This is a genomic window from Arthrobacter ruber, assembly GCF_002954225.1.
GTDB classification, from domain to species: domain Bacteria; phylum Actinomycetota; class Actinomycetes; order Actinomycetales; family Micrococcaceae; genus Arthrobacter_D; species Arthrobacter_D ruber.
The window spans coordinates 72,475-88,999 of the sequence record NZ_PPTH01000009.1; the positions used below are offsets into that span (position 1 = coordinate 72,475).

Below are 16,525 nucleotides of genomic sequence, written 5' to 3' on the forward strand. Positions count from 1 at the left end.
GCTCCCTCGCGTTTAAGCAGGGCGTCTGCGTACAGTCGGTATCGACGCCGTGCGGCGGGACAGCAGAGAGAAGGAGACCGACACATGGCCGTGCTGCCGAGGCCCTTCGACGCGGACCGGCTGGATGACGCCTCCGCCACCCCCAAGCACGTCCAGCTGCGCGAGAGCCTGCGGCGCTACGTTCAGCACTGCGGTGAGCCAGGGGCCGGCATCCCGTCGGAGCGGCAGCTGAGCGACTACTTCGGGGTGGCCCGCATGACCGTCCGCCAGGCCGTCGACGCCCTGGTCGCGGAGGAGGTCCTCGAGCGCGTCGTGGGACTCGGGACCTTCGTGGCGCGGAGCAAGATGGACCTGCACGTGAAGATGACCTCGTACACCGAGGAGATGATCCGGCGCGGCATGGTGCCGGATGCCCGTGTGCTGAGCTTCGAACAGCAGGGAGCCTCGCCGCTCGTTGCGCGAGAGCTGCAGATCGAGATCGGTCAGCCGGTGATCCGGTTCCGGCGGCAGCTGCTGGCCGACGGGGAGCCCATGAGCGTGGATGAGAACTTCATCCCGGCGCACCGCGTGAAGGGGATCCTCGACGGTCCTCCTCCCACCTCGCTGTACAACGTGCTCAGCGAGAAGTACGGGCTCGTCATGGAGTGGGGGGAGGACACGATCGAGGCGACGGCGGCGTCGCCGTCCATCGCGCGCCTGCTCAATGTGGAGATGAATGCGCCGCTGCTCAAGATCCAGCGGCACGCCTACGTGGCGCGGGCGATGATCGACTACTCCGTCTCCTATTACCGTGCCGACCGCTACAAGCTGTGGGTGCCCCTGCAGCGGCCCGGCGTACGCACCCCCCGCGCGTACAGCCCGAAGCCGCCCCGGTGACCTTCGCGGGCCCGTGCTGAAGGGGTACGCCCGCCCCCGGCCTACTGGCCACGGCGACGCCTACGCCCCGTTACTCCCCGATGGTCCCCGATCCGCGCTCGGGACGTGGCACGCGATCGCCCTGGCACCGTTCGAGCCTGCCGTGCCAGGCACCTGCTCGGAGAGATTGCTGCAGGCTCTCGTACCCACCCGTCAAGAACCCCATCCCGCCCGCGACGATCACCGCAGCGACGAGCCCGAGGAGATGTGCAGGAGGACCACTCGGAGGAGTCCTGGACCCGGGTCGCTACCCACCCGAGGGACGTCATCCATCCTCGCGTCCATTCGATCCGGGCGGCAGGCCACCAGTACGACACCTGCCGCGCATCCCGGCTCTGATCATGACCATCGCCGTCGAACACAGCAGCGACCCGGAGGGTGCGCCCCTTCCGGGCGAATCAGCCGTTGGCGCCGACCACCGCGAAGGCGACACCGATCGCCGCACCGAGAGCATAGCCCGCGAGCACCTGCGCCGGCGTGTGCGCCTGCAGGCGGACGCGGGACCACCCCACGGCCGCGGGGACCACCAGGAGGAGGCATGCCCAGCCGCCGAGGAGGACGATGCACCCCGCGACCACGAACACGACGACAGCCGAGTGCGCTGACAGCTTCCACCAGAGGTTGACGACCAGCACCACGACGACGCCTCCCACGGTGCACAGAACGGCCCCGACGAGGACGCGCGGGGCGTCGAGGAGCAGCAGCAGCACCAGACCCACACCGATCGACACGAGGGTCCCGGCGAGCACCGGCGTCCTCTGCCGGCGGTCACTGATGTGGTGGTCGACGAGGTGACCGCGGCGCACGAGGGCGACGACGACCAGCAGGGGGAGCGCCGTGGTGGAACCCACGGCCACGAGGGCGAGCAGGGCACCGCGGGGCCAGGGCGAGGAACCGAGGGCGGTCACTGCCAGGAACACCGACAGGAGGATCGCGGGTGCGAACACCTCGCTCACGGCTACAGCGAGCGACGTGGCAGGGCGCCGTGTGTGGGTGGGCAGGCCTGCGCTCATCGTGGGCGGACGGTCGGTCACGGTGGTTCCTCTTCCGGTGGAGTCGGTGGCGCGGGTGGACCCGGGGATGACGAAGGGCCCGGACGGAGTGTCCGGGCCCTTCGATCGGTCGGTCAGGTGCTAGTGGCTCGCGATCGACTCGCGGTCCTTCGCACCGGCGATCTCGCCATGGTGGTCCCCGTGGGAGGCCGCGAGTTCCTTCGGGGTGACCGGGGCAACCCGGTCCTCGAAGAAGAAGCGCGAGACGCGTCCGTGGACCTTGTCGAGCACGCTGATCTTACCGTCGGCGTCCGGGGTCGGGATCATGACCTCGGGTGAGTCGAAGCTGACGAGCCGGTAGCGTTTGTAGTCGTCGACGGGCTCGTGGACCTCGATGAACTCGCCGTGCGGCAGCCGGACGATCCGACCGGTCTCCCGACCGTGCAGGGCGATCTCGCGGTCCTTGCGCTGCAGGGCCAGGGCGATGCGTCGCGTCACCATGAAGGCGAGGATCGGGCCGAGGATCACGAGGAACCGGAGCCAGTAGGTCACGTCGTTCAGCGACACCAGGAAGTGCGTGGCGATGAGGTCGGAGCTGGCAGCGGCCCAGAGGACGCAGTAGAACACGACGCCTGCGACGCCGATGGCGGTGCGGGTGGGAGCATTGCGCGGGCGGTCCAGCAGGTGGTGCTCACGCTTGTCCTTCGTGACCCAGGCTTCGATCCAGGGCCAGGCGAACATCAGGGTGAAGACGATCATGGCCGGGACGAGCGCGGGGATCAGGACGTTCAGCGACAGCGCGTTGACGCCCCAGGGGAAGGGGATCATGAACTCGAAGTCGAAGTTGTCGCCGATCGTGCCGGGCATCAGGCGCAGGGCGCCGTCCACCCATCCGATGTACCAGTCGGGCTGGGTGCCCGCCGACACGGGGGAGGGATCGTACGGTCCGTAGTTCCAGATCGGGTTGATGGTGAACGCCGCGGCGATCGCTGCGAGGACACCGAACACGATGAAGAAGAAGCCCGCTGCCTTGGCACCGAAGACGGGCCCCACCGGGTAGCCGACCACATTGGTGTTGGTCTTGCCGGGACCGGCGAACTGGGCGTGCTTGTGGAGCACCAGCATGAACATGTGGATGGCGATCAGCAGCAGGATGACCGCGGGGATCAGGAGGATGTGCAGCACGTACAGGCGGCCGATGATCATGGTGCCCGGGAACTCCCCACCGAAGAGGAAGAAGCTCAGGTAGGTACCCACCACGGGGATGGCCTTCATGACGCCGTCGATGATGCGGAGTCCGTTACCGGAGAGCAGGTCGTCGGGGAGCGAGTAGCCCGTGAAGCCGGCGGCCAGGCTCAGGACGAGCAGGACACAGCCGACGACCCAGTTGAACTCGCGCGGGCGGCGGAACGCACCGGTGAAGAACACACGCAGCATGTGCACTGCGACTGCGGCCACGAACAGCAGTGCGGCCCAGTGGTGGATCTGGCGCATGAACAGGCCGCCGCGGATGTCGAAGGAGATGTCCAGTGATGACGCGTAGGCCACCGACATCTCGACGCCGCGCAGGGGCAGGTAACTGCCCTCGTAGTGCGTCTCCGCCATCGACGGGTCGTAGAAGAAGGTGAGGAAGGTGCCCGAGAGCAGCAGGACGACGAAGGAGTACAGCGACACCTCGCCGAACATGAAGGACCAGTGGTCGGGGAAGATCTTCCGCCCGAACACCTTGACCATCCCTGACCCGCCGACGCGGGAGTCGACGTAGTCGGTGACCTTGCCCACGCGCGTCTTCGGCACGTAGGTGTGTGTCGCAGTTGAGCTGCTCATGTCAGCCTCGCTCCCAGAAACTAGGTCCTACGGGTTCTTGGAAATCGCTTGAAGCGACGAGGTAGCCCTCGTCGTCGACTTCGATGGGTAGCTGTGGCAGCGGCCGCGCAGCCGGTCCGAAGATCACCTTGCACTCTTGCTCAAGGTCGAAGGTGGACTGGTGACAGGGGCACAGCAGATGGTGTGTCTGCTGTTCGTAGAGCGCTACCGGGCAGCCGACGTGCGTGCAGATCTTGGAATACGCGACAATTCCGTCGTAGCCCCAGTTCTCCCGGCCGGGAGAGGGGTTGAGTTCCTCGGGGTCGAGGCGCATGAGCAGGACGACCGCTTTGGCCTTCTCCTCGAGCTTGTTCTCGACCTCGTTGAGGCCTTCGGGGATGACATGGAACGCGGACCCGATGGTGACGTCGGACGCGCGGATGGGGGTACCACTGGGGTCGCGGGTCAGGCGGACGCCGGTGTCCCACATGGTCTGCTTCAGGCTGTTCCCGGGCAGGGGGCCGAGGTCGCGGAAGATCGCGATGGCCGGCAGGGGAGCGAGGATCGCCGCTCCGAGGAGCGTGTTGCGGATCAGCGGCCGACGCTTGATCCCGGACTCGTCCAGGATCTGGTTGACGATCTTCTCGGCGTCCTCGCGGTCCTGCTCGGGGCGGATCTCGTAGCGGCTCTCCGTCAGTTCGTGATCCGGCATCAGCGTCTTGGCCCAGTGCACCATCCCTACTCCGATGCCGAGCATCGCGAAGGCGGTACCGAGTCCGAGCAGCAGGTTCTGGAGGCGCAGCCGCTCGACGGTCTCGTTGAGCGGTACGGCGAAGTATCCGACGAAGAAGAGCAGGGTGCCGAGCACCGAGATCATGAACAGAAGCGCGACCTGCCGCTCGGCCCGCTTCTCACCGCGCCGGCTCTTGTCGGCGATACGAGGCCGGTGCGGGGGGAGACCGGGATTCTGGAACGCGTCGAGCTCGCTGCCCGGCGTGGCGACGGTAACCGAGGTCCCGGGAGCGCCGTGACTAGAGTCGGCCATGATCTCTCTCATCCTTCTTCAGGTACTGCATACGAAAGTCTGTCTGTGATTCGTTCACGGTGTGCGCGTGGATGGTCAGGAGGACCTGGAGGTCAGCCACACGGTGAAGGCGATGATGACACCCAACCCGGCGACCCAGATGAAGAGTCCTTCGGAGACCGGGCCGAGTGAACCCAGTTCGGCTCCACCCGGGGAGCCCTGCTCCTCGATGGTCTTGAGGAAGGCGATGATGTCCTGCTTGTCCTCCGGGGAGATGTTGGCGTCGCTGAAGACGGGCATGTTCTGCGGACCCGTGACCATGGCCTCGTAGATGTGCTTCTCGCTGGTGCCGTCGATCGATGGCGCGAACTTGCCCTGGGTGAGGGCGCCGCCGGCGGCCGCAGCGTTGTGGCACATGGCGCAGTTGACGCGGAACAGCTCGCCGCCGTTGGAGGCGTCCCCCTGCGAGGCGTCGAGGATCTCCTCGGACGGGATCGCGGGACCGGCGCCGAGGGATGCGACGTAGGCGGCCATCTGCCGGATCTGCTCCTCGGTGAACTGCACGGGCTTCGCCTGGGCCTGCGGGCCGTCCATCTGCATGGGCATGCGTCCCGAGCCCACCTGGAAGTCGACCGATGCGGCACCGACACCGACGAGCGACGGTGCCGCCTGCGATCCCGTGGCGCCCATGCCATGACAGGAGGCGCAGTTGGCCGAGAACAGCTTGCTGCCCTCTTCGACGTCGTCCTGCGTGAATGTGGTGGTCTGCGCCTGCGCTTCATTAGCGGTGCTGGCTGCGGCGTAGAGCCCGCCGGTGACGAGGAGCGCCATCAGGAGCAGCGCGAATGCTGCAAGTGGGTGACGCCGCCTCTGGGAGAGTGCCTTCACGGAGTGGTTCCTGCCTTTTGTGGTACCAGAGCTGCTGGAGTTCTTCATTGAATTCTACCTCTAGTAGAAGAGTTTAGGTGCACCAGTTACTGGAGGAAGTAGATGATGATGAAGAGCCCGATCCAGACGACGTCGACGAAGTGCCAGTAGTACGAGGTCACGATGGCCGAGGTGGCTTCGAAGTGGCCGAACTGGCGGGCGATGAAGGCACGACCGATGATGAAGAGGAAGGCGATGAGCCCGCCGATCACATGGATGCCGTGGAAGCCGGTGGTGATGTAGAAGGCCGAGCCGAAGGCGTTCGAGGACAGTGCGACGCCCTCCGCGACGAGCTCGGCGTACTCATAGGCCTGCACCGAGACGAAGATCGCGCCCATGAGGAACGTGAGCAGGAACCACTCGACCATGCCCCACCGGCTGAAGGCGAACAGGCCGCCGGTGCGGCGGGGCTGCAGGCGCTCTGCGGCGAAGACGCCGAACTGGCAGCTGAAGGAGCTCGACACCAGGATGACGGTGTTGATGAGGGCGAACGGCACGTTCAGCTTCTCGGTCTCCATGGCCCACAACTCGCTGGAGGTGGAGCGCAGGGTGAAGTACATGGCGAAGAGGCCGGCGAAGAACATCAGCTCGCTGGACAGCCACACGACGGTTCCGACGGAGACCATGTTGGGGCGGTTGAGCGCGGGATGCGGGGCAGTGCTGGGGGCTTGGGTCGCAGATGTCACAGAGTCATTATGTCCCCAAGGACAACGCGATCACCAACGCGAAACGGCGCTCCGGAGCGTCGCGCAAACCTGCGGAGAGGCAGAACGCCCGTGTTTCCGCGGAAGTTCCCCGGGATGACTTTCTACAATTCGTAGATAATCTTGGACGGTGAGCGTGACAACCGCCCCCGCGGGGGGCCAACCGACCTGGCCGTCGATCTTCTCGTCCCTCCTGACGGGAGCCGATCTGAGCACCGCGCAGAGCCGGTGGGCGATGGACACGATCATGGCCGGCGAGGCGAGCCACGCCCAGATCGCGGGATTCCTGATAGCCCTCCGGGCCAAGGGCGAGTCGGTCGGGGAACTCGTCGGGCTGGTGGAGGCGATGCTGGGGCGGGCGCACCGCATCGCGGTCGAGGGACCGACCCTCGACATCGTCGGGACCGGGGGCGACGGCCTCAACACGCTCAACATCTCGACGATGTCCTCGCTGGTCGCTGTGGGCGCAGGGGCGAAGGTCGTCAAGCACGGGAACCGGGGTGCGTCCTCGGCCTCCGGGGCCGCCGACGTCATCGAGGAACTGGGCGTCCGGCTCGACCTCGCACCGGCCGATGTCGCCCGCACCGTGGAGCGGGCCGGGATCACGTTCTGCTTCGCGCAGGTCTTCCACCCGTCGATGAAGCACGTCGCGGTGCCGCGCCGCGAGCTCGGCGTCCCGACGGCGTTCAACTTCCTCGGTCCGTTGAGCAATCCCGCCGGTGTGTCGGCGCAGGCGCTCGGGTGTGCCGATGCACGGATGGCCCCCCTCATGGCCGGTGTCCTGGCGGCGCGGGGTATCCGCGCGCTGGTCTTCCGGGGCGACGACGGCCGCGACAAGCTGACGACCAGCGGGTCCTCCACGGTGTGGGAGGTCCGCGACGGGCAGGTGCAGGCGCACCAGGTGCACCCCGGCGACTTCGGTCTCGACGCCGTGCCGGTCGACGCGCTCCGCGGCACCGACGCGGCGGGCAATGCGGCGGTGGTGCGCGCGGTCCTGGCGGGCCGCCCCGGACCGGTCCGCGACGCCGTTGTCCTCAATGCCGCCGCGGGCCTCGTGGCGCTCGACGACGCCTCCGACGGCACACTCGTCGGCAGGATCCGGTCGGCGATGGACCGCGCGCGTGCCTCCCTGGACACCGGCGCCGCCGCGGACGTGCTCGAGCGCTGGGTCGAGGTCAGCCGCTCCTACTGAACCAGATGCGGTCCCGGAGCGCCTGCAGGTCCGTCAGCTGTCGAAGCCGAGGGAGAAGGCGGCGTCGAGGTCGTGCTGCGAGTAGGAGCGGAACGCGATCTGCGTCGTCGTCGACCGCACGCCCTCGACCTTCGACAGCCGGTCCGCGATGACGTCCGCGAGGTCCTCGTGCCGCGTGACACGCGCGATGGCGATGAGGTCCCACTCGCCGGTCACGGAGTAGACCTCGCTGATGCCCTCGATCTCGGAGATCGCCTGCGCGCTCTCGGGGATGCGCGCGGCGTCGGTCTGGATGAGGACGAATGCGGTGATCATGGCGTGCCTTTCGCGGGGGTCGGGAAGCTCGGTCCTACGCTACCGGCAGGCGGCCTGCGGATCGCGCGGGCGACGACTCGCGGGGCCAGCAGGAACACGCCGAGGACGAGGAGCGTGACGACCTGGAAGCTGGGGGCCACCCCGGCGCCGGAGAGGGCGCGCAGTGCCAGTCCGCCCACCACGGTCCCGAGCCACAGGGTGAGACCGGTGGGCCGGAGGGCGGCCGGGGTTCGCCACGCGCGCGCCACGACCGTGGTGACCGCGTAGGCGAACAGGAACGGCCAGGCGGTCTCCAGGACTCCGGCTGCGCTCACGCCGTGCTCGTGCGTGCGGCGTCCGGACGCGGCGAACGCCAGGACGAGGGCGACGTCGGCCGCACACCAGGCGACGGCCGCGCGCGTGGCGCGGGGCTGCCGTGCCGGCGGGCGGACAGGGGGACGGGGGGCCATGGGGCCAGCCTAGTGGCTGTCGGTGTCGGACACGGAGGCCCCCGGTTCTCCTGCACGGAGGCTGTGTCCATCCAGGCCTCGTGGAGCGACCACGCGGAGGTGGACCGATACTGGTCCGCGCCGGCCGGGGGCGGCGAGGAGGTGTGCCGGAGCCCGCCGGAACCGGCACCCCCAGCCTTTCGGCGCCGCCCCGCTCGGGGTGCGGACGGTTCCGCGTTCGCGGGGCGCTGATGCGGAACATCCCTGTCCTCGATGCTCCTGCCGAGGGGTCGAGGGTGCCGGTACGCTCGTCGTCAGTCCGGCAACCGCCCGACGGAGCAGGGCAGTCCTTTCGTCCCGAGGAGCACTCATGACAACCCTCCAGAATCGTCCCCATACGGCCCTGATGGTCATCGACGTGCAGAACGGCGTGGTTGCCGGCGCCCATGCGAGGGACGAGGTGGTCGCCAACATCAACACCCTGGTGGGCAAGGCCCGCGAGGAGTCCGTGCCGGTGGTCTGGGTTCAGCACACGGACGCCGACCTCGAGGCGGGGAGCGAGGCCTGGAAGCTGGTGCCGGAGATCGAGCGGCTCGGGTCCGAACCGCTCGTGCACAAGAACCATGGCGATTCGTTCGAGGGCACCGACCTCGAGGAGGTGCTCGCAGCGGCCGGCGTCGGCCGGCTCGTGGTCACCGGGGCCCAGACGGATGCCTGCATCCGCTCGACCATCCACGGGGCATTCACCCGCGGGTACGACGTCACGCTGGTCGGGGACGCCCACACCACGGAGGATCTGAGCGCCTACGGGGCGCCCACCCCGGACAAGGTCATCGGCCACACCAACATGTACTGGCAGTACCAGTCGGCGCCCGGGCGCACGGCCTGTGTCGCCACGACAGGGGAGATCGACTACGGCGCCTAGGGCCCGGCGGTGCGGACCGCTGCAGAGGAAGCGCCCGCCCACGGCTTCTTCCGACGCCATGTCCAACGATGCAATGCGCCCGCCGCGCACCGGGACGCGCAATCGCGCGCCAGGAGCCTGTACATCGGGCACGGGCTCCACAGACTGGCCCTACAGGACGCGCTTCCCAGCGCGCTTCACCGGCGGTCTCGGAGGAGTTTCCGGAAATGGTCCCACCACGCCAGAGCGCTGCGGCCGACGAACTGTCCGTGCCGACCGGCACCCTGCCGCCGCACCGGTCCCGGCAGAACGCGGCTCCGTCATCGGTGTCCATCCTCTCCTCGGGTGCTGTGTGGTCGTCGATCGCGGCCGAGTTCGGGCTCCTTCCCGGCTCGGCCGTCGACGAACTCCTGGGTCCCGGGAGCCCCCCGGCCGGCTGCCTCGCCGCGGACCGGAGGATCCTCGGCGTCGCGACCCGCGCGGGCCGCGTCCTCTACCCGGGCTTCCAGTTCGATCCCGCCGTGCGTTCCGTGCAGCCGCTCATCGTCGGCGTGGCCCGGATCGGGCGATCCTCCGGCTGCAGGGACCGCAGGATCCTCGCCTGGTTCTGCGTCCCCACCGCGCGTCTGGACGGAAAGCGTCCCGTGGACCGGATGCCGGACGCTGACGCCGTCCTCGCAGCCGCAGCGGCGGACCTCTCCTGGGACCATTGGCGGGGACTGCTCAGCTGAGGCAGGGCGCATGGCTGGCGGACACGGCCGCCCGTTCGACCCGGTGCGACCCCTCGGCGGGTGTCGCGGGAATGACGTTGGCCGGGCGCCTGATCGCGATGCGGCGCCCGTCGGCTGTCGCCAGGACGACGGGAGAGCGCGCAGAATCGGAACGGACGGATCCGAGGCGGCGGGAGGCGGACCTGGTATGGCGGGTGACGTGCCATCGACCGTGCTCCAGGGTCTGACCTTCGTGCCGGGGAGGGACGGCAGGTGGGTCAGCCCGGGCGTCGACGGCCTGTCGCTGTCGTCCCCCGACGGGAGTGATCCGGAGATGACCGTCCGGGCGAAATCGGTCGGCAGCATGACCGTCGCCGCCACGACGCAGACGGCACTCCTGGTGTCGGCGCAGGCCGTGGGCCTGCGCGGGATGACGTACGTGGGATTCGCGGCCCGGGGACGCGCCCTGGCTGTGCCGGCGGGTTCCACCCCCGTCCCGCTCGAACAGGGGGAGGCGCTGATCCTCACCGAGCCGGTCGACCTCGTGGTGGAGAGTTCCGTCCCGACGCGCTGGATCCACCTCCTCGTCCCGTCCTCCCGTCTGATCGAGCGCGGCGTGGAGCTTCGGGCCGGGGAATGCCTCATCCGTCGTGGGGCACTTGCAGGACCGGTGGCGGCCTTCGCCGCGGCGCTCATGGACGCTCAGGACGGCAGGAACGCCGTCAGCGAGGTGGTCGCCGCCCGGGTACTGGAGAACCTGCTCGTCGCCGTCTACGGGGACGGGCTCGGTGACGCCGACCCCCGGGCGGACCAGAGACTGCGCATGCGCCGCACCGCGATCGATCTCATCGACCAGTCCTTCAGCGACCCGCTGCTGACTCCGGCCGCCATCGCCGAGGCGGTGGGGGTGTCGCTCCGGCACCTCCAACGGTCGTTCGAGGGCAGCGGGACCAGCATCGCGGCCGAGATCAGCGAGCGCCGCACGGACAACGCCTGCATGCTTCTCGCCGCGCCGGCGTCGCGGGAACTCACCGTGAACGAGATCGCCCGACGATCGGGCTTCTCGTCCGCCTTCGAGCTCCGGTCGCGGGTGCGCGCGCGATTCGGCGTCTCCCCGTCACAACTGCGGCGCACGACGACAGGCGGCCCGCCCGCATCAGGCGGAGGGCAGCAGGGCCCGTCCCGCCGCCAGCATCCGGTAGCGGGAGGTGGGCATCCCGAAGTGGTCGTCGAAGGCAGCACGTAGCTGGCCGACGGAGCTGAAACCTGCGAGCGCGGCGATACGGCGGTCCGTGCGCTCCGGGCCGCTCGGGGTGTCGATGAGCGCCGCGACGTATTCGATCCGGGCTCGACGGATCTCCAGTGCGATCGTGGTGCCCGAGCCTTCGAAGCTGCGCTGGAGGTGCCGCAGCGAGACATTGAGCTCGAGGGCCACCGAACGGGGCCGCAGGGACGGGTCGGTGAAGCGGTGCCGGACGATCGTGGTGGCACGGGAGCGGAGGACGCCGCGCAACGCCTCGCTGTCCATACCGGGCGCCTCCGCCTCCAGGAGCGCGCCGACGAGCAGTTCCACGAGGCTGCGCTCCGCGGCCCGCCCCGCCTGTTCGGAGAAGGGCGGAGGGGAGCGGTACAGGGCGTAGGCGAACTCGCGGAGGGGGCCGAGGAGGGGTCCTTCCTCAAAGGTCCTGGCGGTCGTGGCGGAGAGGCGTACGCCTCGGTGGGAGAGTGCGTTCAGGGGGAACCTGAGGAGCAGGACCACCGAGGGGTCGCCGACGGCGATGGTCAGGGCACCGGCGCTCGCTGCCCCGCCGCCCCGTCCCACGGGCATGAGGGGTCCGCGGGTTCCGCGCACCGCCACGCATCCCGTGAGCACCACCGCGACCTGGGCGGTGGAGGCCGGTGCAGCGAGTTGCAGGTGATCCGCGGGGAGGACGGGAAGGCAGGCGAGCGTCACGTCGCCCACGACCGTCCGGCGTCCGGTCCTGCCTGCACCGGTCCGCTGCGCCCCGGGTTTCCGGGGAGCCGTCGGCGCGCGGGCGGGGGAGCGTGGTGGCTGCCCGGATCCCCTGGACGGCGGGACGGCCGTTCCTGGCGCTGCTGCCATCGGTGCCCTCCCTCCTCCACGTAGCACCGGCCCGCACCGCGCCGAAGCAGCAGTCGGGGCACGCCCGCCTCTGGCGTGTCCTCAAACGGAACCGACTCCTCCATCCTGCAGGGCGGTGCCTGCGGCAGGATCACCCGGTCCGGGTGATCCTGCCGCAGGCAGGGGCGGTCGCGGTGAGCGCGCGACGTGCGGCACGCTGTCCGGGGCGGGTGTTGCCTGCCGTTCAGGGAAGTCGGGACGGAAGGCGTACGGAGGCGCGGCCCGCTGCGCCCGGATCGAGCGGGACGGGGCTGACGAGAACCGCCGGTCCGCGGGTGAGGTGTCCGCTGTCCAGGGGGCGGCACCGCAGGCCGCCCCTGCCGCGCATCGCCCTGTGAGCGCCGGGGGCGAGCACCCGGTCCATCCAGGCGCAGGGGTGGGCGTGCCGGCCCCCGTGGAATCCCACGCTCCCGTCGGCGGACACGAGGGCGAAGTCCTGTCCGATGAGCGGCGTGAGCTCCGCACCGCGCAGGACCACGTTGCGGCGGGGCAGGAGCGGGTCGAACGGCGCAACGCCGAGCTCCGCGGCAATGGCCTCGAGGGACTCGACGGCGAACACGGTCACGGCGGCGTCCATGTGGGCCGCCTTGCCGAAGAAGCGGTCCCCCACGATCCCCTTCCCGGCCACGACCTCCACGGTCCCGGCGTCCGTGGTGACGACATCCGCCGCGCCGTCGCGTGCACGCCCGAAGTAGGCGTGCGCGGGAGATACGAGCAGGTGCAGGATCTCGACGTCGTACCGGAACTCGTGCGTCATGCGTCCTACGCTAGCCGTTTCCGGTCGTTGCCCCCGCCGCCCCGGTCAGGGGTTCCCGGGTTGTGGCTCGCGCTCCCCGTGCACGGCCCAGTAGCCCAGGGACCGGGCCTTGTAGATGGCGGGGTTGTGCGAGGAGATGGTCCGCGCATTACGCCAGTGCCGATCGAGAGCCCTGCCCGCCGAGGTCGCCGATGCCCCGCCCACCTCGAACAGGTGGGTGGCGGCCCGTAACGCCTGGTCGACGGCGACGAGCTGCGCCTGGCTCACCGCGATGTCGGCGGCGTCGACCGCCGCCCGGGCAGCGCTCGGAGCGCCGCCGCCCGCGGCACCCGGCGGCCCGTCCGGCAGTCCGTCCCGCTCCGTCCGGAGCCGTTCATAGGCGTCATCCAGGCGGTCGGCGGCCGCGAGCACGACGGCGTCCGCCGCGAATGCCTGCCCGGCCAGCTCGCCGAGCACCTGCAGGACCTGCGGGTCCTCGCGCGGGAGCGGCGTGGTCGCGTTGACGTACGACCGCGTCCGCGGCCGGACGAAGGCCGCTGCGTCCTCGGCCGCGGCCCGGGCGATGCCCGCGAGCGACGCGACGAGCACCAGCTGGAAGAAGGCATGCATGTGGCTCGGAGCCTCGGGCGAGAAGGGCCGCACGTTCCGCGGGTCCACCCGCACATCGGTGTAGTGCGTGGTACCGCTGCCGGTGAGCCGTTGGCCGAACCCGTCCCAGTCGTCGATCCGCTCGACGCCGGGGGCCGTGGCCCGGACCGCGTACCCCACGCGCTCGCCGTCGCGCACGGCGCTGCCGGCGATCCAGTCGGCGTACAGGCTGCCGGTGCTGTAGTACTTGGTGCCCGTCAGCGTCAGGGCGCCGTCCGGCGGGCTCGGGGACGTCAGGGCGGTGCGGATGTCGCGCAGCGACGTGCCGGCGAGCTCGCTCGAGGCATTGCCGATCATGGCGCCGGCGGCGACGTCGAACAGCCACCGGTCGCGATGTGCCGACGAGGGCTGGAGCAGCGTCCCCTCGACGTAGGCGAAGTGGCCACGCCAGAGCTGCGCCAGGTTCGAGTCCGCCGCGGCCAGGTCGGTGAGGAGGGTGAAGAGCTGACGTAGGGACACCCCGGAGCCGCCGTACTCGACGGGAACGCGCAGGGCACCGAATCCGGCCTCCTTCAGCGCGGCCACCTCGGCGAAGGGCAGCACGCGGTCCCGTTCCCGGCGCGCCGCACCGTCGGCGACGGCCGTGAAGAGGGGGCGGAACCGTTCCCGGAGCGCCGACGTGGACGGCGGGTGCTCCACCGGCCCGGGCGGGACCGTCCCGTGCGGATGGGTGGGCGAGGACACGGGGGACACTGAATACACGGGGGACACGGGGGCTCCTAGGCGTAGGACGCGGCGACGGCGTCGGGTTCGGTGGCGGCGCCCGGGACCGGGCCGGGTGCCGCGGACCCGCTGCCGAGGTTGGCGCCGTTGCGGTACCGTGCCCCGGGGTGCCGGTCCGGCAGCCTGGCCGAACCCGGACCGAACAGGCGCTCGCGGAGGGTGGACTCCTCGTAGGACCTGCGGTAGCGGCCGCGCTTCTGCAGTTCCGGGACCACGAGTTCGATGAAGTCCTCCGCGGTCCCGGGTGTGAGGAACTGGCGCAGGTTGAATCCGTCGAGGCCGGTCGCCTCGACCCACCGCTCGATCTCGTCGGCCACCTCGGTGGGTGTGCCGATGGCCACGAAGGGCCCCCGGTCGAACCGCGTGATGCGCTCGAGCGCCTCCCCGACGGTGGTCCCCGCCGGGTGGCGCCGGTTGCTCGGCTGCCGGTCCCGGCCGGGCCGGTTCTCGCGGGCCAGGATGTCGTCGATCACCTCGTCCGGCCGGTAGGCGGCAAGATCGATCCCGCCGCCGCCCGCGTGCGCGAGGTAGCCCTCGGCGCTGGAGAGGCGGCGGTACTCGTCCGCCTTCCGCTGGGCCCCCTTGGAGGTCCTGCCGACGATGACGACGGCGCTCGCGAACGCCTTGATGGAATCGGCACCCCGCCCGTTGGCGACGGCGAGCCGGCGGAGGTCCTGCACGTTCTCCCGGTAGGCCGCCGCATCACGCCCACCGACGAAGACACCCTCGGCGTGCCGCGCCGCGAACGCCTTGCCCGCGACGGAGCTGCCGGCCTGGAAGAGCACGGGCGTGCGCTGGAGGGAGGGCGAGCTCAGGTGCGGTCCGGCCACGGAGAAGTGCCGGCCCCGGTGATCGATGGAGCGGACCTTCGACGGGTCGGTGTAGATACGCCGGTCGCGGTCCTCGATCACGGCGTCGTCGTCCCAGGAGCCTTCCCACAGCTTGTAGAGCACCTCGAGGTACTCGTCCGCGATCGCGTACCGCTGGTCGTGCTCCACCTCGTCGGCCAGGCCGAAGTTGCGGGCCGCATTGGGGAGGTAGGAGGTCACGATGTTCCAGCCGAAGCGGCCCTTGGTGAGGTGGTCCAGCGTGGAGGCCCTCCGCGCGAAGGCGAACGGCGGCTCGTAGGTCGTGGAGAAGGTCGCAGCGAAGCCCAGGTGCCTGGTCACCGCGGCCATGGCCGGGATGACCAGCAGGGGATCGTTGCTCGGGATCTGCACCGCCTCGCGCAGGGCCGTCCCGGGGCCGCCCCGGTAGCCGTCGTACGTGCCGATCACGTCCGCGAGGAACACGCTGTCGAAAAGGCCGGCCTCGAGCAGCTTCGCCGTCTCCGTCCAGAAGTCGAGGTCGTTGAAGCGATGGCGGTTGTTCTCGGGATGGACCCAGAGTCCGTGGGAGATGTGGCCCACGCAGTTCATCTCGAAGAGGTTGAAGGCTATCTGGCGGGTCATGGTCGGGTCTGCTCCTTCTGCAGGGCGGGCAGCGCGGGGATGGCGCTGATGAGCTGGCGGGTGTACTCGTGCGCGGGATGGTCGAAGACCTCCCCGACCGGACCGTGGTCGAGCACCACGCCGTCCTTCAGCACGAGCACGTCGTGGCTGACGTGCTGGATGACGCCGAGATCGTGGGAGATGAAGAGGTAGCTGAGGCCGAAGCGCTCCTGCAGGTCGGCGAGGAGGTCCAGGATGCGGGCCTGCACCGAGACGTCCAGCGCGGAGACCGGTTCGTCGCAGATGATGACCTCCGGCTCGGCAGCCAGGGCGCGGGCGATCGCCACGCGCTGCCGCTGGCCGCCGGAGAGCTCGAGGGGACGGCTGCGGGCCTTGTCGGCGGACAGGCCCACGAGGTCGAGCAGTTCGAGGACACGCCCGGACCTCGCCCGCCGGGGCGTACCCGCGACGGCCACCGCCTGACCGATCACCTGCCGCACCGTCTTGCGGGGATCGAAGGAGTGCAGCGGATCCTGGTAGATCATCTGCACGGAGCGCCGCGCCGCGAGATCGCGCGACGCCCGGTGCTCGCCCCAGGTCCGTCCGTGGACGGTGACCGCGCCGGCATCGGCGTCCTCGACCCCGAGGGCGATACGGGCCAGAGTGCTCTTGCCGCTGCCCGATTCGCCCACGACCCCCAGCGTCCGGCCGTGCGGGAGGGCGAGGGACACGCAATCGACCGCCGTGCGCACACCGCCGCCGGGGCCCGGGAACGCCTTGCTGATGCCCTCCAGCGCCAGGACGGGCGACGGCGCGGCGCCCTGCGGGCCCGGGCCCCGCGTCGTCGACCCGAGGGGGGCCGACGCCGCCGCGTGGGCCGGCGCCTCGGGCTCGCCGACCGTCAGAC

The 16,525-nt window shown here is 70.1% G+C and carries 17 protein-coding genes; 5 read left to right on the plus strand and 12 right to left on the minus strand.

Annotated features, from left to right (window positions below; translation table 11 throughout):
* Positions 1 to 84 precede the first annotated feature (84 nt).
* Positions 85 to 876: a GntR family transcriptional regulator gene (locus CI785_RS01410; protein ID WP_105030324.1), complete on the plus strand. Its 792-nt coding sequence runs from the start codon at positions 85 to 87 to the stop codon at positions 874 to 876.
* A gap of 437 nt (positions 877 to 1,313) precedes the next feature.
* On the opposite strand, the gene CI785_RS01415 is transcribed toward CI785_RS01410, so the two are convergent.
* The 5 genes from CI785_RS01415 to ctaE form a co-directional block, all read right to left on the minus strand.
* A complete protein-coding gene (locus tag CI785_RS01415; RefSeq protein WP_105030325.1) occupies positions 1,314 to 1,949 on the minus strand; it encodes a phosphatase PAP2 family protein in 636 nt (211 codons plus the stop codon).
* A gap of 99 nt (positions 1,950 to 2,048) precedes the next feature.
* A complete protein-coding gene (gene qcrB / locus CI785_RS01420; RefSeq protein ID WP_105030326.1) occupies positions 2,049 to 3,734 on the minus strand; it encodes a cytochrome bc1 complex cytochrome b subunit in 1,686 nt (561 codons plus the stop codon).
* A gap of 1 nt (position 3,735) precedes the next feature.
* Positions 3,736 to 4,758 carry a cytochrome bc1 complex Rieske iron-sulfur subunit gene (gene qcrA, locus CI785_RS01425; RefSeq protein ID WP_105030327.1) on the minus strand — a complete coding sequence of 341 codons (1,023 nt, stop codon included), beginning with the start codon at positions 4,756 to 4,758 and terminating at the stop codon, positions 3,736 to 3,738.
* Positions 4,759 to 4,833: 75 nt separating this feature from the next.
* The gene (gene qcrC / locus CI785_RS01430; protein ID WP_105030328.1) at positions 4,834 to 5,625 is read right to left on the minus strand and encodes a cytochrome bc1 complex diheme cytochrome c subunit; all 792 of its coding nucleotides are present in this window, start codon (positions 5,623 to 5,625) and stop codon (positions 4,834 to 4,836) included.
* 86 nt (positions 5,626 to 5,711) lie between these two features.
* Positions 5,712 to 6,350 carry an aa3-type cytochrome oxidase subunit III gene (ctaE, locus tag CI785_RS01435; RefSeq protein ID WP_105030329.1) on the minus strand — a complete coding sequence of 213 codons (639 nt, stop codon included), beginning with the start codon at positions 6,348 to 6,350 and terminating at the stop codon, positions 5,712 to 5,714.
* Positions 6,351 to 6,498: 148 nt separating this feature from the next.
* On the opposite strand from ctaE, the gene trpD reads away from it, so the two are divergent.
* Positions 6,499 to 7,560: an anthranilate phosphoribosyltransferase gene (gene trpD / locus CI785_RS01440; RefSeq protein WP_105030330.1), complete on the plus strand. Its 1,062-nt coding sequence runs from the start codon at positions 6,499 to 6,501 to the stop codon at positions 7,558 to 7,560.
* A 33-nt stretch (positions 7,561 to 7,593) separates the two neighbouring features.
* On the opposite strand, the gene CI785_RS01445 is transcribed toward trpD, so the two are convergent.
* Both CI785_RS01445 and CI785_RS01450 read right to left on the minus strand, forming a co-directional pair.
* Positions 7,594 to 7,875, minus strand: a complete 282-nt coding sequence (locus CI785_RS01445; protein ID WP_105030331.1) for an Lrp/AsnC family transcriptional regulator — start codon at positions 7,873 to 7,875, stop codon at positions 7,594 to 7,596.
* Positions 7,872 to 8,324, minus strand: a complete 453-nt coding sequence (locus CI785_RS01450; protein WP_105030332.1) for a DUF3054 domain-containing protein — start codon at positions 8,322 to 8,324, stop codon at positions 7,872 to 7,874. Before CI785_RS01450 ends, CI785_RS01445 begins: the two co-directional genes overlap by 4 nt.
* Positions 8,325 to 8,673: 349 nt before the next feature.
* On the opposite strand from CI785_RS01450, the gene CI785_RS01455 reads away from it, so the two are divergent.
* The 3 genes from CI785_RS01455 (at position 8,674) to CI785_RS01465 (ending at position 11,163) form a co-directional block, all read left to right on the plus strand.
* On the plus strand, positions 8,674 to 9,228 hold the full coding sequence (locus tag CI785_RS01455) for an isochorismatase family protein (protein ID WP_105030333.1): 555 nt from the start codon (positions 8,674 to 8,676) through the stop codon (positions 9,226 to 9,228).
* A gap of 206 nt (positions 9,229 to 9,434) precedes the next feature.
* Positions 9,435 to 9,938 carry a hypothetical protein gene (locus tag CI785_RS01460; RefSeq protein ID WP_105030334.1) on the plus strand — a complete coding sequence of 168 codons (504 nt, stop codon included), beginning with the start codon at positions 9,435 to 9,437 and terminating at the stop codon, positions 9,936 to 9,938.
* Between the two features lie 199 nt (positions 9,939 to 10,137).
* On the plus strand, positions 10,138 to 11,163 hold the full coding sequence (locus tag CI785_RS01465) for a helix-turn-helix domain-containing protein (protein ID WP_157940102.1): 1,026 nt from the start codon (positions 10,138 to 10,140) through the stop codon (positions 11,161 to 11,163).
* Here the strand turns inward: CI785_RS01465 and CI785_RS01470 are convergent.
* The 5 genes from CI785_RS01470 to CI785_RS01490 all read right to left on the minus strand — a co-directional run.
* Positions 11,074 to 12,021 (minus strand): helix-turn-helix domain-containing protein, encoded by a 948-nt coding sequence (locus CI785_RS01470; RefSeq protein WP_157940103.1) that lies wholly within the window; start codon positions 12,019 to 12,021, stop codon positions 11,074 to 11,076. The two genes, CI785_RS01465 and CI785_RS01470, sit on opposite strands and share 90 nt — an antisense overlap.
* A gap of 223 nt (positions 12,022 to 12,244) precedes the next feature.
* A complete protein-coding gene (locus CI785_RS01475) occupies positions 12,245 to 12,817 on the minus strand; it encodes an MOSC domain-containing protein (RefSeq protein ID WP_105030337.1) in 573 nt (190 codons plus the stop codon).
* Positions 12,818 to 12,862: 45 nt separating this feature from the next.
* Positions 12,863 to 14,176 carry an acyl-CoA dehydrogenase family protein gene (locus tag CI785_RS01480; protein ID WP_240614934.1) on the minus strand — a complete coding sequence of 438 codons (1,314 nt, stop codon included), beginning with the start codon at positions 14,174 to 14,176 and terminating at the stop codon, positions 12,863 to 12,865.
* Positions 14,177 to 14,184: 8 nt separating this feature from the next.
* Positions 14,185 to 15,639 (minus strand): LLM class flavin-dependent oxidoreductase, encoded by a 1,455-nt coding sequence (locus CI785_RS01485; RefSeq protein ID WP_105030338.1) that lies wholly within the window; start codon positions 15,637 to 15,639, stop codon positions 14,185 to 14,187.
* Positions 15,636 to 16,525: ABC transporter ATP-binding protein (locus CI785_RS01490; RefSeq protein ID WP_157940104.1), on the minus strand; the 890-nt coding region annotated here is incomplete at its 5' end. The genes CI785_RS01490 and CI785_RS01485, both read right to left, overlap by 4 nt.